Raw genomic sequence first — 19337 nt, 5'->3', positions numbered from 1 at the left:
TGGTGTCGGTGTGGCGGTCGCGTCATGATGGCGCGACCGCATGAACGACGACCTGGAGCGAGCGCGCCGCGAGGCACGTCCCGATGTGCTGGCCTCCCTTCGGCGGCTGGACGCCGCGCTTCAGCGCGCGGACGTCCGCTGGGAGGGGAGGACGGTGCGGGAGTGGCTGGCGCTGTATGTGGAGCCCCAGGGCCCGCTGGAGGCGCTGACGCACCTGCGTGCGGCGGGGCTGGGCGCGGTGCCGGCGTTGTTGGAGGGGCTGGAGGTCCGCCAGACGAGAGGGTGGGGGGAGGCCGAGCATGAGCGTCGGCTCCTGTTCCTGGACCTGTTGGCGCAGGTGGACCCGGTGCCCACGGGGATTGTCCCCGCGTTGCTGGAGCTGTTGAAGGTGCCGGGGGCGCGCGTGCGCCGGGCGGTGCTCGCGTTGATGGCGAAGCTGGAGCCCAGGCCCACGCAGGCGGTGCTTCGAGGGCTCTTCGCCGCGCTGAAGGACCGTGACGGAGAGGTCCGTGCTCGTGCGGCGCAGGTCTGCTCGAGGCTCGCGGGTCCCGTTCCGACGCGTGTGCGGGACGCCGTGCTCGCGAGGCTCACGGATGAGAACCGGTGGGCGAGGTGCTACGCGCTCGTGACGCTCGGGAGGGTGACTCCGGCGGATGCGTCGTTGGCGATGGTGCTGGAGGAGCAGGCGCTGCTCGACGATGACAACAGGACGGAGGCCCTGCGAGCCCTGCTCGCACATGCACCCGAGCGGGCCCTGCCGTTGCTCGTGGACGATGCGCGCAAGGGACTCACGAGCACCGATGTGTGGGGAGCGCCGCATGCGGCGGGCGTCCGGGCGTCGTGTGTGCTGCGAGAGCGGGGGCAGCAGTCCGCGTCGGTACTGAGCGACTTGCGGCGATTGAAGTCCGAGGCCCGGTCGCCGGTCTTCGTCGACGCGGCCATCGACGCCATCGTGCGTGATGAGCTTCGTTCACGTGCGCCCGGGGGCTCGGTCGAGGATTCTGCTCAGGTCGCGGTGCTGCGTGCCCGCCTGCCCGAGCCGCTGAGCGAAGCGGAGCGTCCGGTGGATTCACTGGTGCGTTGGGCCGTGTCGTGTGGGAGGCCCGGGACACAGCTGCGGGTGCGCATCGTGCTGGCGGCCGTGCGCCGGGTGGTGGGGCTCTGGGACGTGGAGTACCCGGACAACGAATGGCCCCAGCGGGGTCTCCAGGCGATGGAGAGCTGGGTGGGTGACCCGACGGAGGCGGCGGTGCGCCATGCCCGGCACCAGGCCAGCCTCTATCCCAGTCAGCTCAGTGCACCGGCGGCCTTCGCGGCGGCCTGGGCTGTTACACACGCGTCGCATTGCCTTCCCGTGGAGGGGCCGGTGGAGCCGCACGAGAGCGACGCGGAGGACAGGGCTCTGCAAGCCTGTCTCCAGTCAGCGACGAAGGCGCTGTCCACGTTGGCGGGGGACCTGGGTCCCTTGGGAGGAAGCCAACGGGCTCCGGATGGCCTCCCACCTTCGGATGCGGTGCGAGTCCTCCATCGCGCCATCCAAGAGGAAGTCCTCCCCTGGGCCCTCGGGACGTGGGACCCGGTGGTGGATGTGCTGCGTGCGAGGGACCGACTCAACTGGGCGTAGCACATGGCAAGGCTTTGCGTGGGGGACGTGAGCTGTCGATAGCCATCGAAGCCCGGGGGGCCTGTGTCCGTACATTTCAAGCTGGCACAATCCATTCGCTCCGGAATGCCTCGCGCCTGAGAGTGTTTCTTCACTGGCAGTCCGTTCTTCTGGTGTGACAGGATTCACGGTGAGTCACCGGCCCGACATCCTTGAACCCAACCATCGCGGACAGCGTCGGTGCTGCGTCCGCTCCACGAGGACCCATGAATATGAGAGCAAACCTGCCATTTCTCACCCTGGCCTTCCTGACGCTCGCCTCGAGCGCCAGCTTCGCCCAGGACGCCGCCGTGGACGACGTTTGCGCGGAGGACGGGTCGCCGCCAGCAAGCTTTCCGAGTTGCACCTGGTCTATCGCGGTGGAGGGGGGCGAGGTCCTTTTGGACGCGGTCGGTACCGCGAGTGCGGAGGAAGTCCGCGCCGCGCTGGCGGAGGGTCGGGACCCGACGCTTTCGCCCCACGTCATGACTGGCGAGGAGGGCGCGCGGGTCGTCGAGGCGGTGGTTCACGCCATGAGTGAGCTCCCCAGCGTCGTCCACGACGATTTGCCGCCCCATGAGCTGCAAGACCGCGAAGGGCCGGTGACGGTGATTGAGGGCAAGGTCGCCGTCGTGGGTCTCTTCGGCGGACGCGTCACCATCTTCGCGTGGGAAGATGGCGGCTACACCATCCTGTTCAGGTTCCCGGGGCTCCCTCCCTTGTTCTATGACAGCAATCGCGGCTGGCATTGGTAGCCTGCGCCGCTGGTGAGCCGTGGAAGCTCAGGGGTCGGTCTGTGTCGTGAAGACGCACTGGCCGGCCCGCTCGTCCCAGGCGCCACCTGCATCGAGACACCTGTCGACGCTCCACCATCGACGGCAGTACGGGAATGCGATGGCGAGCAACAAGGCCGCGACGACGGTCAATCCGATGGAGCGCCAGCGATGCATGGGCTCCCCGTACAGGTCTGGCGGAGGACCGTCCACTCACGCCAGGGCAAGACAAGGAGCGGGCCCGCCGTGGCGAGCCCGCTCCCGACAGCCTTACCTCAAACGCCGAGCTCGACGTTCTCGAGCACACCCAGCGCGTCCGGAACCAGGAGCGCCGCGGAGAAGTACGTGCTCACGAGATAGGACGAGATGGCCTTCTCGTTGATGCCCGTGAACCGCACGGAGATGCCCGGCTCGACCTCGTCCTGGAGGCCCGTGCGGTGCAGACCGATGACGCCCTGGTCCGCCTCGCCCGTGCGCATCACGATGATGGAGCTGGTGCGCGACTCGGTGATGGGAATCTTGTCGCACGGCAGGATGGGCACCCCGCGCCACGACATGACCTTGCTGCCCTGCACCTCCACCACCGCCGGGTACAGCCCCCGGCGCGTGCACTCCCGGCCGAACGCCGCGATGGTGCGCGGGTGCGCCAGGAAGAAGCGCGACTTGCGGCGACGGCTCAGCAGCTCATCCAGGTCGTCCGGCGTCGGCGGGCCCGAGCGCGTGTGCAGCCGCTGCTTCAGGTCCGCGTTGTGCAGCAGGCCGAAGTCACGGTTGTTGATGAGCTCGTACTCCTGCTGCTCCTTCAACGCTTCGATGGTCAGCCGGAGCTGCTGCTCCGTCTGGTTCATGGGGCCGTTGTAGAGGTCCGCGACGCGCGTGTGCACCCGCAGGATTGTCTGCGCGATGCTCAGCTCGTACTCGCGCGGCGCCAGCTCGTAGTCGACGAACCCACCGAACAGCGTCGGCTCACCCGCGTGGCCCGCCGCCATCGGAATGGCCGCCTGGCCCATCTTGTCCTGCGGCTTCTTCAGGCGCTCCTTGAACTTCTCGACGTGCGCCTGGAGGGCCGGGGACTGCTTGATGAGGTCCTCGAACACCTGCTGCGGCAGCATCAGCACCGTGCAAGGCGTGGTCGCCTTGACCGTGAAGGCCCAGCGGTCATTCGACTCCACCACGGCCTGGTCGCCGAAGTGGTCGCCGTCGCCAATCACATCCAGCGTCAGCTCGTCGCCGTACTTGCCCTGGCCCAGCTTCTTCGCCTTGCCGTGGGCCATCAGCACCACGTGCTCGGCCGGAGCCCCCGCGGAGACGATGGCGTCGCCCGCCTTGAACTCCTTCTGCACGAAGCGGGTCGCCAGAGCCCGGAACACCGAGTCGTCGCCCTCGAAGCCGCGCAGCAGCGGCAGCTTCGCGAGCTCCTGGGGCGGCACCTCCACCTTGGCGCCGATGTTGCTGAAGTTGAGCCGGTCGTCCCCGGCCGCGTAGCTCAGGCGGCGGTTGACGCGGTACACGCCGCCGGACACCTGCACCCACGGGAGCATGCGCATCAGCCAGCGAGGCGTGATGCCCTGCATCTGCGGCAGCGACTTGGTCGTCGTCGCCAGCTGCCGGGCGCCCGCCGTGCTCAAGCTCGTCGGCTGCAGCTCCATTCCGCCACCACCTGGATTGTTGGGATTCGTCATGGCGTGAGGGCTCCGTTACTCCGAGCGGCCCAGCTCCACGCTCTCCAGGATGCCGAGCGCGTCGGGCACGAGGACGGCGGCGGAGAAGTAGGCGCTGACCAGGTAGTTGATGATGGCCTTCTCGTTGATGCCCATGAAGCGGACGGAGAGGCTGGGCTCGATTTCGTCGGGGATGCCGGCCTGGTGCAGACCGACGACGCCCTGGTTCTTCTCACCCGCGCGCATCAGCAGGATGGAGCTGGTGCGCGAGTCGGAGACGGGAATCTTGTTGCAGGGGAAGATGGGGATGCCGCGCCAGGCGGGCACCATGTTGCCGTTGAGCTCCACGCTGGTGGGGTAGATGCCCCGGCGGTTGCACTCCTGGCCGAACGCGGCGATGGCGCGCGGGTGGGCCAGGAAGAAGGACGGGTCCTTCCACACCGTGGAGAGCAGCTCGTCCATGTCATCCGGCGTCGGCGGGCCCGAGCGCGTGTGGATGCGCTGCTTCAGGTCCGCGTTGTGCAGCAGGCCGAAGTCGCGGTTGTTGATGAGCTCGTGCTCCTTGCGCTCCTTGAGCGCCTCCACCGTCAGGCGCAGCTGCTGCTCCGTCTGGTTCATGGGCTCGTTGAACAGGTCCGCGACGCGGCTGTGGACCTGGAGCACCGTCTGCGCGACGCTCAGCTCGTACTCACGCGGGGACGTCTCGTAGTCCACGTACGTGCCCGGCAGCGTGGGCTCACCGGAGTGGCCGGACGCCAGCTCGATGGCGGCCTGGCCGGAGGTGTCCTGCTTCTTCTTCGCGCGCGCCTTGAACTGCTCGATGTGCTTCTTGAGCGACGGCGACTGGTCCACCACCGCCTCGAACGCGCTCTGCTGGAGCACCAGCACCGTGCAGGGCGTGACGGCCTTGGCCGTGAACTGCCAGTAGTCCTGCGACTCCAGCAGCGCCTGGTAGCTGTAGTGGTCGCCGTCGGCGAGCACGCCCAGCACCGTCTCGTCGCCGTACTTGCCGGCGCCAATCTGGTTCACCTTGCCGTGGGCGATGAGGACGATGCTGTCGGCCTCCTTGCCCTTCTCGGTGATGACGGCGCCCGCCTTGAACTCCTTCTGCTCGAAGCGGTTCGCCAGGGCCTGGAGCGCGTCCACGTCGTCGAACCCGCGCAGCAGGGGCAGCTCACACAGCTCCTGCGGGATGACCTGGACCTTGGCGCCCGTGGTGGAGAACGTCACCCGGCCATCGCCCACCGAGTACGTCAGGCGACGGTTGACGCGGTACACGCCGCCGGAGACCTGCACCCACGGCAGCAGCTTGATGAGCCACCGCGAGGAGATGCCCTGCATCTGCGGCACGGACTTGGTCGTCGTCGCCAGCTGGCGCGCCGCCGCCGTACCAAGGCTCAACTGAGAGTGCTCCGCCGTGTTGTCAGGCTTCATCGAGTTCGCCATGGATACACCTTGTCTTTCAGTGGAAAGGGGTTGGAGTCAGGAAGCGGGTGGGAGGAATTCAGGGCGAACGGAGTCCGCCGAACAGCGTGGCGATGCGCGCCGCGGAGGTGCCCAGCCCCGTGGGGCCGTGCAGCGCGGGGAGGAGCTTGCGGCGGCTGGCCTTCAGCTCGAACTCCTTGTAGCGGTCCACCGTCTGGTGCCACTTCAGGACACCCGCCATCCAGTTCTGCAGCCGCTGGATGTAGACCTGCAGTCGCTGCTCGGCCTGGGAGCTGAGGTTGAAGTTGCGCACCAGCGATGGAATCTCCAGCTTGATGATGTGCTGGAACTGCTCCATCCGGGCCGTCATCAAGTCATTGACGACCTGCACGGCGCTCGCCGCGTCGAGGTTCAGGAAGCGCTGGGCCACGAGGACGCCGTTGTTGAGCTCGCCCTCGAACTCCAGCTCCTTCTGATAGGAGAAGACGTCATTGACGAGGCACGCGTAGTCCGCCGCCGAGTTCTCCAACGCGCGGATGGGGCGCGTGTGGAAGACCTCCAGGGGGAGGGTGTCGACGTGGGACAGCCGCGACAGGCTCATGGTGAGGTCCGAGCCGAACGTCCTGCGGCGCATCTCCACGTAGTCGACCGGGTCCGGGATGCGGTTCTGCGTCTGGTTGGCCAGCTCCCACAGCCAGCTCTCCGTCATGTCCTGGATGGCCTTGCGGAAGATGGAGCGCATGGTGGGGGTGATGTTGACGACGGTGCGCGCCCACAGGTCGGCGAGGCCCCGCTCCACCGGGTTGGTGGGCACCGCCGTGCTGCTGGCGGGGTCGTCCGGCATGAAGGCCGTCAGCCGGGCGTTGAACACCTTGGCTCCGGCCATGTCCCGCGTGCAGCCATAGAAGGCCGGGAAGTAGTCGTCCGCGTAGGTGCCCCACACCAGCCAGGAGGCCGACAGGTCCAGCTCGGGGCCCGTGGCCTCCGGGTGGATCAGCGCGCCGCACAGGGCCACGTCGGCCACGTCGAAGCGGTGGTCATCCCAGATGTAGATGCCGGGCAGGCCGGGCAGCGCGTCCAGCATCCCCATCTTGCGCGCCCACGCCTTGGAGTTGCGCCGCGCAGCGTCCAGGTGAGGGCTGGGGGTGGTGGAGTACGGCATGTAGAACGCGGGCAGCGGCAGGTGACCCACGGGCGCGAACGGGACGTGCGCGAAGTACTTCAGCCGGTTGAGCCCCAGGGCGCCCGGCGTCGTCGGCAGGCGCAGCACGCCTCCGCCTTGCGGCGTGCCCAGCTCCGGCCCCGCCGAGGCGGGCTTCTGGTAGCGGCTGGAGCGGATGTGCCACTCGTGGCCGCCGGACTGCCAGTCCTGGAGGCCGCGGATGTACACCAGCACCTGCGCCTGCTCCGCGGGGGTGATGGCGTGCTCCACGAAGAGCGACGGCAGCTCCGTGATGGCGGTGTTCTCGAACTGCTGGAGCCGGGAGGTGAGCAGGTCATTGACCAGGTTCGCCGCGGCCTGCGGCTTCACGTCCAGGAAGCGCTCGAACACCAGCACGCCGTTGGAGAGCTCTCCCTCCTCCAGGATTTCGCGCTCGTAGGAGAAGAGGTCATTGCGCAGGTGGACCGCGTCCGCGAAGGAGTCCTTGAGGACCCGCATGGGCCGGCTGGCGGCGATGCGGTCGGGGACCTCGGCGAAGACGGCGTGCTCCACCAGGTCCGCGGACCAGGGCGCCCCACCGACCTTGCGGCGCATCTCGATGTACTCGATGGGGTTGGAGACGCGCTTCTCGCTGATGTTGTCCAGCTCCCACGTGGACTCGTCCAGGAGCGCCTTGGTGCTCTCGAAGAAGCGCCGGCGCCAGGCCTCGGACTTGGTGGGCACCGTGCGCATCCACAGGTCCGCCAGCCCCGCCTCGACGGGGTTGGTGGGCGGTGGCATGGGCGTGCTCAGGTCCACCGGCATGAACATGGGCAGCCGGTCCAGGTACGCCTTGGAGCCCTGGCGGTCCTGTGGCCGCTTGTAGATTTCGAGGAAGTGGTCGTCGAAGTAGAAGACCCAGACGTACCAGTCGGTGATGAGGTCCAGCTCCGGGCTCGGCGCCTCCGGATGGGTGTAGGCGCACAAGAGCGCGTAGTCCATCGCGTCGAACTTGGCCTCGCTCCAGATTTCAGGAGCGCTGCCGTCCTTCGGTACGCCGATGATGCCCAGCTCTCGCGCCCACGCCTTGGAGTGGACGCGGGCTGCTTCGAGGTGGGGATTCAGCCGGGCCGGCCAGGGGACGTAGAACTCTGGCAATACAAAAGGATGCTTGTCTTGAGCCTTGGCCATCAATGCCCCTCGTTTTGACGCGGGGGCCTTCTAAAGGGTTTGAGACCCTGAATCCAAGAGTTACTTGGGTGACGGATATATTTGATGGCACCGTGTCCGCCAGGTGACGTTGGCTGGGTATGGAGATACCCAGCCACTTGGAGACATGCTCAGAATCTGAGTAACCGGGTATCGTCAATGTCAGCCATGTCTGGCGACGTGTCTGTCATTGCGGGTGGATGGGGTGCGCGAGGACTGTGCTTCGAGTCCCGGAGGGGGACTGTACCTGTGATTTCCGCTTGAAGCGGAGCGGGGGGCGGGCTGAGGTCCTGGGCTCACGGTGGATTCATGCCAGGAGGCATGGGGCTCATGAGCAACAGCGGTGGAGCACCTGGTCGCTTCGAGGTGCTGGGCGAGAACGGGTTTGTCGTCTCGGATGATGCGGCCCGTATCGACATGGAGGTGGTGCACGGGTACCTGACGCAGTCGTATTGGAGCGCGGGTATCTCCCGAGCCATGGTGGAGCGGGCGTGCCGACACTCGTTGGTCCTGGGCGTGTATTCAGCCGAGGGGGCTCAGGTGGGCTTCGCGCGTGTCGTCACGGACCGGGCGACGTTCGCCTATCTCTGTGATGTGTTCGTCCTCGAGTCACATCGCGGGAAGGGGCTGAGCAAGTGGCTGATGGAGGTCCTCCTGGCTCATCCAGACCTCCAAGGACTGCGGCGCTTCTCGCTCGTCACCAAGGATGCCCATGGGTTGTATGCGCAATACGGCTTCACGCCGCTGAAGAACCCAGGGGGCTACATGGAGCGACATGACCCGGACGTCTATCGCCGGACGTGATGGGGGAGCGCGGGGTGGCTTTCCCATGACTCATCTGGGTCATCGCCGGGCTATCCTCGGTGGGACGAGGAGCGGCCATGGCGAATGGACATCGGCGGGGCGGTGGCCCCGGCCGGAGCGAAGAGACGCGAATCGCCCCCGAGGATGAGGATGCCACTCGGGACCTTCCGACCTTCACTCCCGAGGAGACCCGTGTGGCGCCTCCGGACCGCTCCTCGGACGGCGCGGGGGGCTTCGTCCCGGATGCTGACGATGAGGGACATGGGCAGGAGGACATCATCACCGAGGCGAAAGGTCCTGCCCGCGCCCGGCCTCTCGGCGCTGGGGGTGGGGCTCCGGTGAAGAGCGAGGTGGCCTCGTCGTGGGATGAAGACGAGGCGACCTCCATCATGGGGCTTCCGGGCGGCGCCGTCGGCGGGGCCCGGCGTCCAGGTGGGGCCGCGGAGGTGGATGCGCCGCCTCCGTTCGCCACCGAGGTGCGCGGCGGTGGTGCCCACGCGAAGGGGGGACGCGGCGACATGGATGCACCGCTGCCCTTCGCCACCGAGGTGCGCGGCAGCGGCGCCCACGCGAAGGGTGCGCGAGGCGACGTGGATGCGCCGCCTCCGTTCGCCACCGAGGTGCGCGGCGGTGGTGCCCACGCGAAGGGCGGGCGAGGCGAAGTGGATGCACCGCTGCCCTTCGCCACCGAGGTGCGCGGCGGTGGCGCTCCCGCGACGGAGGTCCGAGGCGGCCCGCCGCCGGTCCTGCGAGGCCCTCCGGGCAACCCGCCCTCTGGAGGCCGCACGGGCGCGGAGAAGCCGGCGAACTGGCTGTCTCGAGGCGGCGAGAAGCCCCCGTCGAGCGGAAACACGGCGGGCGTCGTGAGGCTCAGTCCGCTGGAGCCCGCGAACGGGAAAGTCGCCGCCGCCGAGGAGAGCGGCCCCGCGCTGCGGACGATGTTCGCCAATCACTCCGCGCTCCTCGCCGAGCAGCTTCGCGACGCGCTCTCGAAGAAGGTGTACGGCCGAGGTCCGCACCGGGTGCTCCGCATCGACGAGCCGGAGGGCCCCAGCACCGCGGGCGGCAAGCTGGCCCGGCAGGCCATCTCCCTGGTGCCGCGCAAGGGCTCGGGTCCCTCCCTCATGTGCGGCTGGGTCGACGTCGCCAAGCGCGAGGCGCAGCTCCGCGCCTACGAGGGCGTCGCGCGCCGCTACGAGGCCCACCACGGCGAGCCGCTGGAGCTCCAGCCCGAGGAGTACGAGCGCTTCCTGGGCGACGTCGAGGACACGCTCATCAAGGCCGTCATCAAGGTGCGGCTCCTCCTCCCCGAGGAGACCTCTGACGCGAGCACCGCGCTGCCTGCGGCGAGAGCGAAGTCCCGAGGCGGACTGGCCTGGCCGCTGGCGCTGCTGCTCATGGGCGTGGCCTTCGCCCTGGGCCTCTTCGTGGGGCGCATGCCCGGCTGACGTGGGCGGTCTCCACGAACGACAACGCCTCCGCGCGAGGACCCCAGGTCCACGACACGGAGGCGCTGAGCGGCGCGCGATGATGAAGCGCTAGCCGTGAATCACGGCGTGGGCTGCGCGATGGCCGGCTGGATGCCCCCGGCGGCCTGCTCGGCGGCGAGCTTCTCCGCGGCGGCCTTCTCGGCGGCGGCCTTCTCGGCGGCGGCCTTCTCCTCGGCCAGGCGCACGGCCTCGGCGCGCTTGGCCGCCTCGGCCTCCACCACCGGCTTCAGGTTGGCGAAGCCCGTCTCGAAGTCCTTGCCAATCATCTTGTCCATGTCCATCACCAGCGAGAACGCCTTGCTGACGAAGTTGTTGCTGCCGCTCATGGTCCACGTCACCTCGGTGCCGCCCTGCGCGGCCTTGAAGGTGAAGGTCGTGGTGTTCGTCACGGTGAAGGGCTTGATGAACTCCAGCTTGATGCGGACGAGCTCGTTCGGGCGGCTCTCCTCGATGGTCATCCGGCCCTCGCCCACCTGGTCGTTCCCGGTCCAGGCGTTGACGGCACCGGTGCCCGACTCCGCGCCCGTGTAGGTCGACTTCATGTTCGGGTCCAACTTCCCCCAGGGCGACCAGGCGGGCCACTGGTGAAAGTCATTCACCTGCGCGAAGACGACGTCGATGGGCGCCGGCAGCGTCGTGGTGCGGCTGATGCTGAACTCCGAGGGGCGCGTGGCGACGACACCGACGAGGATGAGGATGACGGCGGCGAGGCCGACGAGAATCTTCTTGAGCATGGGGTGTGTCCTTGTCAGGGCGGCTGCCAGCAGGGCGCCTGCCCGAGGCGCGTCATAGAGGCTGCGGGCCTTCCAACACAAGACACCCCCTGTTGAGGAGTGAACCTCCTGGGTTCATCGGGGGTGAAACGAAGGGGCTCGACCTGGACGCGCCGTGTCGAGCCCCTCGCGTCACCCACCCCGAAGCCGGGGCGGCGGACTCACTGGTAGGTGGCCGTGTAGGTGCCTGCCTGGGCGCCGTCGATGAAGACGAAGCCCACGCCCTTGATGGTGCGAGTCACGGTGGTGACGGGCGCACCCGCGCGGGTGACGGAGGACAAGGTCAGTCCCGTGGTGGTGCGCGTGGGCACCATGAGGGACAGGTTGCGCGCGGGGCTCGTCACGGTGAACGACAGCGACGTGCCGGTGTAGCTCAGCGCGGACACCTGCGTGGCCTCGCGGGCGTCGAGCCACTCGAGCAGCTGCTTCGCGGTGATGACCGGCACGCCGTCGCGTTTCGCGGAAGCGATGATGGCGGTGGAGCCCGGAGACGGGTGCTGGTCCACGTGCATGTTGGCGGTGAAGGCGCCGTAGTAGCCCTTGGGGCCCAGCGCGTTGGCGAGCAGCGTGTCGATGTGCAGCGGATACGACTGGCCGGACTCGTCCGTCATCTGCGTGGCGAGTTGGTAGACGTCCAGCGGCGTGCCGTCCACGTCCGCGAAGCGCATGGCCAGGCCGGAGCCGGTGAACAGGCCCGGGCGGTCCTGCACCCAATAGTCGGGCCAGTAGTAGTAGTTCGTATCCATGCGGATGCCGTTCAGGCGCGACACCTTGGGCTGCGTGGCCCAGTCGCTGAACGCGATGCAGTGCGTGCGGTGGGTGACGGGCGCGGGGACGGCGGGGAAGGCCTGCGCGAAGCTCGCGAGCTGCGGCGTGAAGAAGTTCGGGCCCAGCGTGAAGGGCGTGTAGTCCGCGCAGCCCGTGTTGATGTGCAGCGCGTACTCGAAGCCCTGGGCCACGTAGCCGTTGGCCTGGGGGGCCGTCAGTCCGCCCACGTAGTCATAGACGGTGCCGCGGATGCACTCCCAATCCTCCAGGCTGCAGCCGGTGGGGCTGTCGGCCAGGTATTGATTCAGGCGCTGTGAGGTGCCGCCGCCCGGGTGTCCATCCCCCGTCATCACCACCACGGCCTTGTGCGAGCGCGGGAAGTACCAGAGCCGGGGCAGCGGGATGCTGCTCGTCTGGTGGAGCAGGTTGGCCAGGAGGCGCTGCTGCTCGTCCGCCTGGGGAATCTGGACCTTGCCCAGGTTCACCCAGTCCGGCTGCGGGTCGAAGGACGCGTTGCCGTAGAACATGTCGCTGGCGCGAGCGCCGGGGCCGATGTTGGAGCCATCCCGGTTCTGTCCCTGCCAGGCCGGGTTGCCCTGACGGGTGAGGACGACGGAGCGCGCCAGGTCAAACATGAACGCGGTGGCGGTGCCGCTGCCCACGGTGCGCTGGCTGATGGCGGCGTAGGCCGTCGCGGTGGTGGCGTTGGAATAGAGCGTGGCCACCGCGCGCGTGCCGGTGGTCAGGGTGCGCTGGTCGGCGGGGCCGTGGTACTGCATCGTCTCCGCGGTGATGCCCGTGCCCGGGGCCTGGGAGGCATTGACCAGCAGGTAGCCGTTGGAGAGCGTGCCCTGGGAGGGATTGAGGCCCAGCAGGGACTCCAGGTTCGCGCCGGGGCGCAGGGCGATGAGGCTGCCGCCCGCGTTGACCCAGCTCGTGATGAGCGTCACCTGGTTGGCGCCGAGCGCCTGCTCTCCGAGCACCAGCACCTTGTAGTCATCGAGCGACACGCTGACGCCCAGGTTGCCCGCGTCGGTGGTGGCGTAGGTGGCGATGCCCTCCGCCTCCAGGATTTCGCGCAGGTAGTCGGTGAAGGGATTGCCCGGAGCGGTGGCCACGAGCACGGGGCCCGCGCCATGGACGCCGGGGCGAGGAGGCGGGCCCAGCGTCTCGAAGACGACGTCCACCCAGTAGTTGGTGTCCTGGTGGCTGCTGCTCGGGAAGGTGGACGAGCCGCCGTAGGTATAGACGCCGTTGCCGCCGCTGGTGGTGCCGGGCAGCGCGCGCAGCGGCGGGGCGTTCACGCCGCTGGCCAGGCCGCCGTTGGTGTAGGAATAGCCGCCCTGCGGCGCGAAGTACGACGCGACGTAGGAGGTGCCCGCGGTGATGTCGACGGGGGACGCGAAGGTCACCTCCTGCCAGCCGACGGCCGTCTCGTTGGAGAAGGTGGCGGAGGCCAGGGGCTGGCCGGTGGCGCTCCACAAGTTGCCCACGTGGGTGCCGCCGTTGCCGCTGCCCTTGTAGAAGCGCACGCCCTTGACGCGGCCATCCACGTCCGCGCGGAACTTCACGCCCAGCTCCACGGAGGCGCTCTCGTTCGCGGTGGGGTTGGCCGGCACATCCGTGGGGGCGAAGAGGCGGAAGGTGTTGCCCGGAGGCTGCGTCGGCGGCAGCGCGCCGGTGGCCTGGAAGAGGACGTCCACCCAGTAGTTCGAGTTGCCGAAGCTGTTGATGGGGAAGGTGCCCGCGGCGCCGTAGCTGAAGACGCCGTTGCCGCCGCTGGTGCTGCCCGGCAGCGCGAAGAGCGGGGGCGCGTCCAGCCCGGTGGCAAGCCCCCCGCTGTCGAAGGCATAGGCGCCCACGGGCGCGTGGTACGAGACGACGTGGGTCGCGTTGGCGGGGATGGGGATGGGCGTGGTGAAGAGGACCTCCTGCCAGCCGGAGGCCGTCTCGCCGGTGAACGTGGCGGAGGCCAGGCGCTGCCCGTTGACGCTCCACAGGCTGCCCACGTGGGTGCCCGTGTTGGCGGCGCCCTTGTAGAAGCGCACGCCCAGCACGTTGCCGCTCACGCTGGTCTTGAACTTCAGGCCCAGCTCCACGGCGGCGGAGTCATTCGTCACGGAGGCCACGGCGGGCGTGGTGGTGGGCGGCCACAGCGTCACCGGCGCGGCGGGACGGAAGACCACGTCCACCCAGTAGTTGGCGTTGGCGAAGCTGGTGAGCGGGAAGGTGCCGGCGGCGCCGTAGCTGAAGACGCCGTTGCCGTCGGGAATCCCCGGCAGCGAGTGCAGCGGCGGCGCGTCCACTGCCGCCGTCAAGCCTCCGCTCGTGAAGCCATAGCCACCCACGGGCGCGTGGTACGACGCGACGTACGTCGTGTGGGCGGTGACGGGGACGGGCGTGGCGAAGGCCACCTCCTGCCAGCCGGAGGCCGTCTCGTTGGCGAACGTCGCGAAGGCCAGCCGCTGGCCCGCGGCGCTCCACAAGCTGCCCACGTGCGTGCCGGTGTTGCCGGTGCCCTTGTAGAAGCGGATGCCCAGGATGTCGCCGTCGACGTCGGACCGGAACTTCACGCCGAGCTCCACGGCGTCATGGTCGTTCGTGACAGAGGGGACCGCGGGTGTGTCAGCGGGGGTGAAGAGGGTGTATGTCGTTTGGGATTGTGCGGCCGTGGGCAGGGCCAGCAGGACGGCCGCGAGCAAGGTGAGCACCTGGACACGCGGACGTCGCGTGACCCGGGCGGGTCGTGACTTCGGGGGTGTCATCCGGACATCTCCTTGGAGGGGGGCACGACAAGACACCCGGCGCGCTTCGCACCGGAGGACGCGACATATTGCTGTCGGCCTCTGACAGTCTCAACCTGACGGGGACGAGGCTGGGACGAATCGTGATGTCGTTGCCGCGATACGCGATTTTTCCTCGCGCATCGCGTGGCGACTCAATGACAGGAGACGTCTGGAATAGACCTCAGCACTCGGGCAGGCCGACGCTGAGATTGGCGACCTCGAGCACGTTGACGGCGAGCCCGCCGCGCGCGGTCTCCTTGTACTTGTCTTTCATGTCGCGACCGGTGTCGCGCATGGTCCGGATGACCTTGTCCAGGCTGACGAAGTGGCGTCCGTCGCCGGAGAGCGCCATGCGGGCGGCGTTGATGGCCTTCACGGAGGCCATGGCGTTGCGCTCGATGCAGGGCACCTGCACCAGTCCGCCAATGGGGTCGCAGGTGAGCCCCAGGTTGTGCTCCATGGCGATCTCCGCCGCGTTCTCCACCTGGAGCGGGGTGCCGCCGAGCACCTCGGCGAGCGCGCCGGCGGCCATGGAGCAGGCGCTCCCCACCTCTCCCTGGCAGCCGACCTCGGCGCCGCTGATGGAGGCATTCTCCTTGTAGAGCACGCCGATGGCGCCCGCGGTGAGGAGGAAGCGCACCACGCCGTCGTCGTTCGCGCCGGGGCAGAAGCGCCAGTAGTAGTGCAGCACCGCGGGGATGATGCCGGCGGCGCCGTTGGTGGGCGCGGTGACGACACGGCCTCCCGCGGCGTTCTCCTCGTTGACGGCGAGGGCGTAGAGGTTGACCCAGTCCAGCACGGTGAGCGGGTTGGTGAGGCCCGCTTCCGGGCGGCTGAGCAGCCGCTGGTACATGGCGGACGCGCGGCGCTCGACCTTGAGGCCGCCGGGGAGGATTCCGCTGGAGGAGCAGCCTCGGCGCACGCAGGCCTGCATGACGTCCCAGATGCGCAGGAGGCCCGCGCGGATGTCCTGCTCCGAGCGCAAGGTCTTCTCGTTCGCCATCATGATGGCGCTGAAGGACATGCGCTCCTTCTCACACAGCTCCAGCAGCGTCGCCGCGGACTGGAAGGGGAAGGGGAGCGGCGTCGTGTCCACGCGCAGCGGGTCCTGGCCGGTGGTCGCGGACTCGTCCACGACGAAGCCTCCGCCCACGGAGTAGTAGACGCGCGTGTCCAGCTCCGCGCCGTCCGCGCCGAACGCGGAGAAGCGCATGCCGTTCGGGTGGTAGGGCAGGGTGCGGCGGCGGTGCATCACCAGGTGCTCGCCGTCCTTGAAGGTGATGTCGCGCAGGCCGAGCACGCTGATGCGGCCCTCGGAGCGCCACGTCGCGACGACGGCGGGGATGCACTCGACGTCCACGCCCTCGGGCGTGTCGCCGCGCAGGCCCAGCACCACGGCCTTGTCGCTGCCGTGGCCCTTGCCCGTCGCGCCGAGCGAGCCGAACAGCTCGACCTTCAGCCGAGTGAGCTTCTCCAGGTGGCCATGCTCCGCCAGCCGCTGCACGAACGTGCGCGCGGCGCGCATGGGCCCCACCGTGTGGGAGCTCGAGGGACCGATACCAATCTTGAAGAGGTCGAAGACGCTGACAGCCATCGCGGGCGCAACATGCCACGTTTCCACTTCCGTCCCAGCGTCGCGTGGAGTGGCGTTCCTGTTGCGTGTGTGGGGCCTGACTTCTTGGCATGCCAAGGAGCGCTGACTGGAGAGTCACCAGGCAGGCTGTCCCCTGGTGACGCGTTGCGTTGGCTTGGTGGGTGGGCGTGGGTCCTCGTTCAGTGAGTGCTTCCGGTGACGAAGGTCCTGGGGACCTTGTGCTCCTTCATCCTTCCCGCGACGAGGTGGAGGACCTCTCCCCGCGTCAAGCGTCGACCTGCCGTGAGCTCTGCTTCGCGCAGGGCCTGCATGACCAGCCGGTTCCACTCGCCGGGCCACGTGTGACCCAGCTTCCAGTCCCTGCTTCCGGGAGTCGCCTCGGGGCGGGGCTGCTCCAACTGGACACAGAACTGGTCGATGTCCGTGTCGCCCTTGAAGCCGCGCTGCTCGAACCACTCGCGGTGCTCTCGCGGGAGGACATGGTGCTTCGGGGCCTCGGGCCTGTTCGCTCCCGCCGTGTCCATCCCCTGTCCGATGTGGATGCGGACCGCGGCGCTGACCGCGGGCAGGGAGAGGACTCCTGCTTGCACGAGCTGTCGCATCCGCTCCACCCACTCGGCGGAGAGGACGGTGCGTGAGCCCGGCGTCACGTCGCTGGCGCGCAGGACTGTCGTGCGGGTGGAAGGGGGCATCGGTGGAAGTGAGCGCTCCATCGGGGAGAGCAGCGTCATCCGCTCCAGCAACTGGGCCGCCGGGCTCACCTTCTCACCGAGCTTCATCACGGCGTGGGTGTCCTCGCGCAGCCTGGCGAACGCCAGGGTCAGCGTGCCCATCAGCTCGGGCATCGCGGCGGTCGCCTGCTCCAGTCGCTTCGGGTCCAAGGACTGGAGGTCCTTCCACGTGGGCTCCATCAAGTCCTGGACCTGGTGCAGGTCGATGGACAGCTGCTCGGCGTTGCACATGGGGCAATGACGGAGCGAGGCATCCGCGAGCTGAAGGAAGTCCACCCAGGTGGCCAGCAGCATCGTCCCGAACATCGCGGCCTGGAGCTTGGGGCCCGTCATGCGCAGCACGCCCAGCTCCATGTCGGAGTCCTCCGCCTCGGTGGCCACGCCCGCGAGCGTGGTCGCACTCTCGAGCGTGCCTCGAAGCCACTTCACCTGGGTGGCGCTGGGTTCGACATGGCGAGTGACCACCTCCGCGTTGGCCAGCCACGCCTCCTGGGCTTGAAGCCGGCTCACTTGCTTCGTGAACGTCTCTTCAATCCCATTCAGCGAGCCCGTCACTTCGCGGATGGCATCGAGGACCGCCTGTCGAGGCGGGGCGCTTGTCCGTGCGCTGCTGCCGAGGGGCGCGGAGGCGGTGCGAGGTGCCAGCGTCGAGCCCTCCCGTCGCATCGGGAAGTGCCGCTGCCGAGTGGGCGGCTCCGAGGCCGACCCCATCAAGGGGAGCAGCCACAGCAGCCAGGCGAAGAGTCCACTCCGATTCCTGAACATCCATGTCTCCTGGACATGCCCCCGTCGGGGGCACGAAGAACCCACGACTCGCGGCTCGCCGGAGCGGCTTGCGCCACGCTGGGGGGAGGTGGCGGTCGTGAGAGGGATTGAGGGCCGGCGCCACGAGGTCGGCTGTCTTCAGCAACATCCCGCGTCGAGGGGGCTCATGCCGCGGCGGGGGTGCGGGTCTCGTCTGTCATCGCGAGGGACTTGCGGTACTCGGCGGCCTCCGCGATGCGTGTCAGCTCGAACTCGCCGTGGTGCTCTCGCACGGCCGAGGCGATTTCATCGAGGGTCGCGCGGAAGAACTCCTTGCGTTCGTTGATGCGATTGACGCGGCGGTGCGTGAAGGTGCGGTGGAGCGCGGCTTCGAGGGACGGGGCGTCCGGGGTGCGGATGATGGCGTGCACGTCGAACTCGAAGGGAACGGAGGCATCGCCCAGCTCGTCGATGCGGTCCTGGGGGATGAGGCGGCGGGTCATCCCGACCTTGAAGACGCCCTCGCCGAACGAGCCGATATTGGAGATGACGTAGACATGGCCGGTGCGGGTGAGCTGGGCCTGGGAGATGGCGCGTTGGCGCTCCAGGTCCTCGGCCACGCGGCGCTCCAGCTCCGCGATGCGCTCCAGCAGCTTCGTGTTCTCGGCGCCCTTGCCGCGCTCCAGCTCCGCGCGGGCCTTGCGCAGGGCTTCTTCATCGCGCTGGGCTTCGCGCTCCGCCTCCAGCTTCGCGCGCTCCAGCTCCCGCTGGGCGGCTTCCTCCTCGCGCATCTGCTCGCGGATGCGGCGCTGCTCCTCTTTCTCCTGCTGACGCTTCTCTTCGTACTCGTGGGCGAGGCGCAGCTCCTCCAGCTTGAGGCTCACGTAGCTGGTGGCGATGGAGCACTGCTGAATCTCCGTGAGCGTGTTGATGGCCTCCGCGGACTTCTCGATGCGTGCCTCCATGGCCTTGATGTTCTTGTAGGTGACCTTGGCGACGCAGGCGTCGGCCTCGCCGTTGAAGGCGCGGAGCATCAGCTTGAGGGTGCGCTCAATCTGCTTCTTGCCTTCGGCCTTGCTGCCATTGACCTCCCACTCGATGCGGCAGGAGGCGGCCTTCTTGTCCTTGAGCATGGACTTCTGGCGGTCGCGCAGGAGGTCCAGGCGGTGCTCGTACTTCTCCGAGGAGGAGAGGTTGTAGATGGGCTTGTAGAAGCCGTAGGAGCGGAGGACGGTCTCCTCCTCGAGGGGACGAAGGTCGGCGCGGAGTTGCTTGATGAGCGGGTCGAGCCGGGCGTATTCCTCGCGGGCCCGTTGGCGTTGCTGCTCGGCGTCGCGCGAGGCCTCGGCTGCTTCTTCGCGCGCTCGGGCGAGCTCCGCGCGGCCCTGCTCGCGGGTGCGCGTCAGCTCGGTCTGGGCCTGCTGGCGGGTCTGGGCGAGCTCCGCCGCGACGCGACTGCGCTCGAGTTGGAGGGCGTGCTGGGTCTCGGTGCGGGTGCGCTCCAGGTCGGCCTTGGCGCCGCGGATGGAGGCATCGGCGGACTCGCGCTCCCGGGCAAGCTCCGTCGCGACGCGGTTGCGCTCGGCCGCGAGCAGGTGAGTGGACTCGGACTGGGCGCGTTCGAGGGAGGCGAGGACGCGCTGGCGCTCCGCCTCGACGTCGAGGACGGGCCTGAAGCGGGCCTGGAGGGCGCGCAGCTTGATGAAGGTCCGGGCCAGGAGCCCCGTCGACAGCAGGCTCGAGAGGGCCAGGAGCACGACGGTGGCGGACATGGGGGCGCTCCCCTGGAGACGTGT

Annotated in this window: 12 protein-coding genes; 4 read left to right on the top strand and 8 right to left on the bottom strand. The window is 68.6% G+C overall.

The features are described 5' to 3' along the window. Positions 1–40: 40 nt before the first annotated feature. On the top strand, positions 41–1624 hold the full coding sequence (locus MYSTI_RS33585) for a HEAT repeat domain-containing protein (protein WP_015352294.1): 1584 nt from the start codon (positions 41–43) through the stop codon (positions 1622–1624). 245 nt (positions 1625–1869) lie between these two features. Then, the gene (locus tag MYSTI_RS41155; protein WP_052351109.1) at positions 1870–2397 is read left to right on the top strand and encodes a hypothetical protein; all 528 of its coding nucleotides are present in this window, start codon (positions 1870–1872) and stop codon (positions 2395–2397) included. Between the two features lie 293 nt (positions 2398–2690). Here the strand turns inward: MYSTI_RS41155 and MYSTI_RS33575 are convergent, their stop codons facing one another. Genes MYSTI_RS33575 through MYSTI_RS33565 form a run of 3 tightly spaced genes read right to left on the bottom strand, consistent with a single transcriptional unit; the run spans position 2691 to position 7833 of the window. After that, positions 2691–4097, bottom strand: coding sequence for a family 2B encapsulin nanocompartment shell protein (locus tag MYSTI_RS33575; RefSeq protein WP_015352292.1), 1407 nt, complete (start codon positions 4095–4097; stop codon positions 2691–2693). Between the two features lie 15 nt (positions 4098–4112). Then, entirely contained in the window at positions 4113–5522 is a 1410-nt protein-coding gene (locus MYSTI_RS33570; protein ID WP_015352291.1) for a family 2B encapsulin nanocompartment shell protein, read from the bottom strand. Between the two features lie 58 nt (positions 5523–5580). Beyond that, positions 5581–7833, bottom strand: coding sequence for a family 2 encapsulin nanocompartment cargo protein terpene cyclase (locus tag MYSTI_RS33565; protein WP_015352290.1), 2253 nt, complete (start codon positions 7831–7833; stop codon positions 5581–5583). Between the two features lie 348 nt (positions 7834–8181). Between MYSTI_RS33565 and MYSTI_RS33560 the strand changes: the two genes are divergently transcribed. Beyond that, complete coding sequence (locus MYSTI_RS33560) at positions 8182–8655, top strand: GNAT family N-acetyltransferase (protein ID WP_015352289.1); 474 nt, start codon at positions 8182–8184, stop codon at positions 8653–8655. Between the two features lie 77 nt (positions 8656–8732). Beyond that, entirely contained in the window at positions 8733–10103 is a 1371-nt protein-coding gene (locus MYSTI_RS45000; protein ID WP_015352288.1) for a hypothetical protein, read from the top strand. A 101-nt stretch (positions 10104–10204) separates the two neighbouring features. On the opposite strand, the gene MYSTI_RS33550 is transcribed toward MYSTI_RS45000, so the two are convergent. From MYSTI_RS33550 to MYSTI_RS33530, 5 genes are all read right to left on the bottom strand, one after another. Next, entirely contained in the window at positions 10205–10879 is a 675-nt protein-coding gene (locus MYSTI_RS33550; RefSeq protein ID WP_015352287.1) for an SRPBCC family protein, read from the bottom strand. 200 nt (positions 10880–11079) lie between these two features. After that, entirely contained in the window at positions 11080–14259 is a 3180-nt protein-coding gene (locus MYSTI_RS33545; protein ID WP_233278042.1) for a DUF4082 domain-containing protein, read from the bottom strand. Between the two features lie 394 nt (positions 14260–14653). Next, on the bottom strand, positions 14654–16066 hold the full coding sequence (locus tag MYSTI_RS33540; RefSeq protein ID WP_015352285.1) for an L-serine ammonia-lyase: 1413 nt from the start codon (positions 16064–16066) through the stop codon (positions 14654–14656). Between the two features lie 179 nt (positions 16067–16245). Further along, complete coding sequence (locus MYSTI_RS33535) at positions 16246–17562, bottom strand: hypothetical protein (RefSeq protein ID WP_015352284.1); 1317 nt, start codon at positions 17560–17562, stop codon at positions 16246–16248. Between the two features lie 164 nt (positions 17563–17726). Next, on the bottom strand, positions 17727–19313 hold the full coding sequence (locus MYSTI_RS33530) for an SNIPE associated domain-containing protein (RefSeq protein WP_015352283.1): 1587 nt from the start codon (positions 19311–19313) through the stop codon (positions 17727–17729). Between the last annotated feature and the right edge of the window lie 24 nt (positions 19314–19337).

This window comes from Myxococcus stipitatus DSM 14675, from assembly GCF_000331735.1.
Classification (GTDB): domain Bacteria; phylum Myxococcota; class Myxococcia; order Myxococcales; family Myxococcaceae; genus Myxococcus; species Myxococcus stipitatus.
The sequence above is the reverse complement of the archived record's forward strand: the minus strand, read 5'-3'. Positions and strand labels throughout refer to the sequence as shown.

Excerpts from the sequence above, each read along its gene's own strand:
- MYSTI_RS33585 (WP_015352294.1), top strand. The coding sequence starts at position 41 with ATGAACGACGACCTGGAGCGAGCGCGCCGCGAGGCACGTCCCGATGTG.
- MYSTI_RS41155 (WP_052351109.1), top strand. The coding sequence starts at position 1,870 with ATGAATATGAGAGCAAACCTGCCATTTCTCACCCTGGCCTTCCTGACG.
- MYSTI_RS33575 (WP_015352292.1), bottom strand. The coding sequence starts at position 4,097 with ATGACGAATCCCAACAATCCAGGTGGTGGCGGAATGGAGCTGCAGCCG.
- MYSTI_RS33570 (WP_015352291.1), bottom strand. The coding sequence starts at position 5,522 with ATGGCGAACTCGATGAAGCCTGACAACACGGCGGAGCACTCTCAGTTG.
- MYSTI_RS33565 (WP_015352290.1), bottom strand. The coding sequence starts at position 7,833 with ATGGCCAAGGCTCAAGACAAGCATCCTTTTGTATTGCCAGAGTTCTAC.
- MYSTI_RS33560 (WP_015352289.1), top strand. The coding sequence starts at position 8,182 with ATGAGCAACAGCGGTGGAGCACCTGGTCGCTTCGAGGTGCTGGGCGAG.
- MYSTI_RS45000 (WP_015352288.1), top strand. The coding sequence starts at position 8,733 with ATGGCGAATGGACATCGGCGGGGCGGTGGCCCCGGCCGGAGCGAAGAG.
- MYSTI_RS33550 (WP_015352287.1), bottom strand. The coding sequence starts at position 10,879 with ATGCTCAAGAAGATTCTCGTCGGCCTCGCCGCCGTCATCCTCATCCTC.
- MYSTI_RS33540 (WP_015352285.1), bottom strand. The coding sequence starts at position 16,066 with ATGGCTGTCAGCGTCTTCGACCTCTTCAAGATTGGTATCGGTCCCTCG.
- MYSTI_RS33535 (WP_015352284.1), bottom strand. The coding sequence starts at position 17,562 with ATGTTCAGGAATCGGAGTGGACTCTTCGCCTGGCTGCTGTGGCTGCTC.
- MYSTI_RS33530 (WP_015352283.1), bottom strand. The coding sequence starts at position 19,313 with ATGTCCGCCACCGTCGTGCTCCTGGCCCTCTCGAGCCTGCTGTCGACG.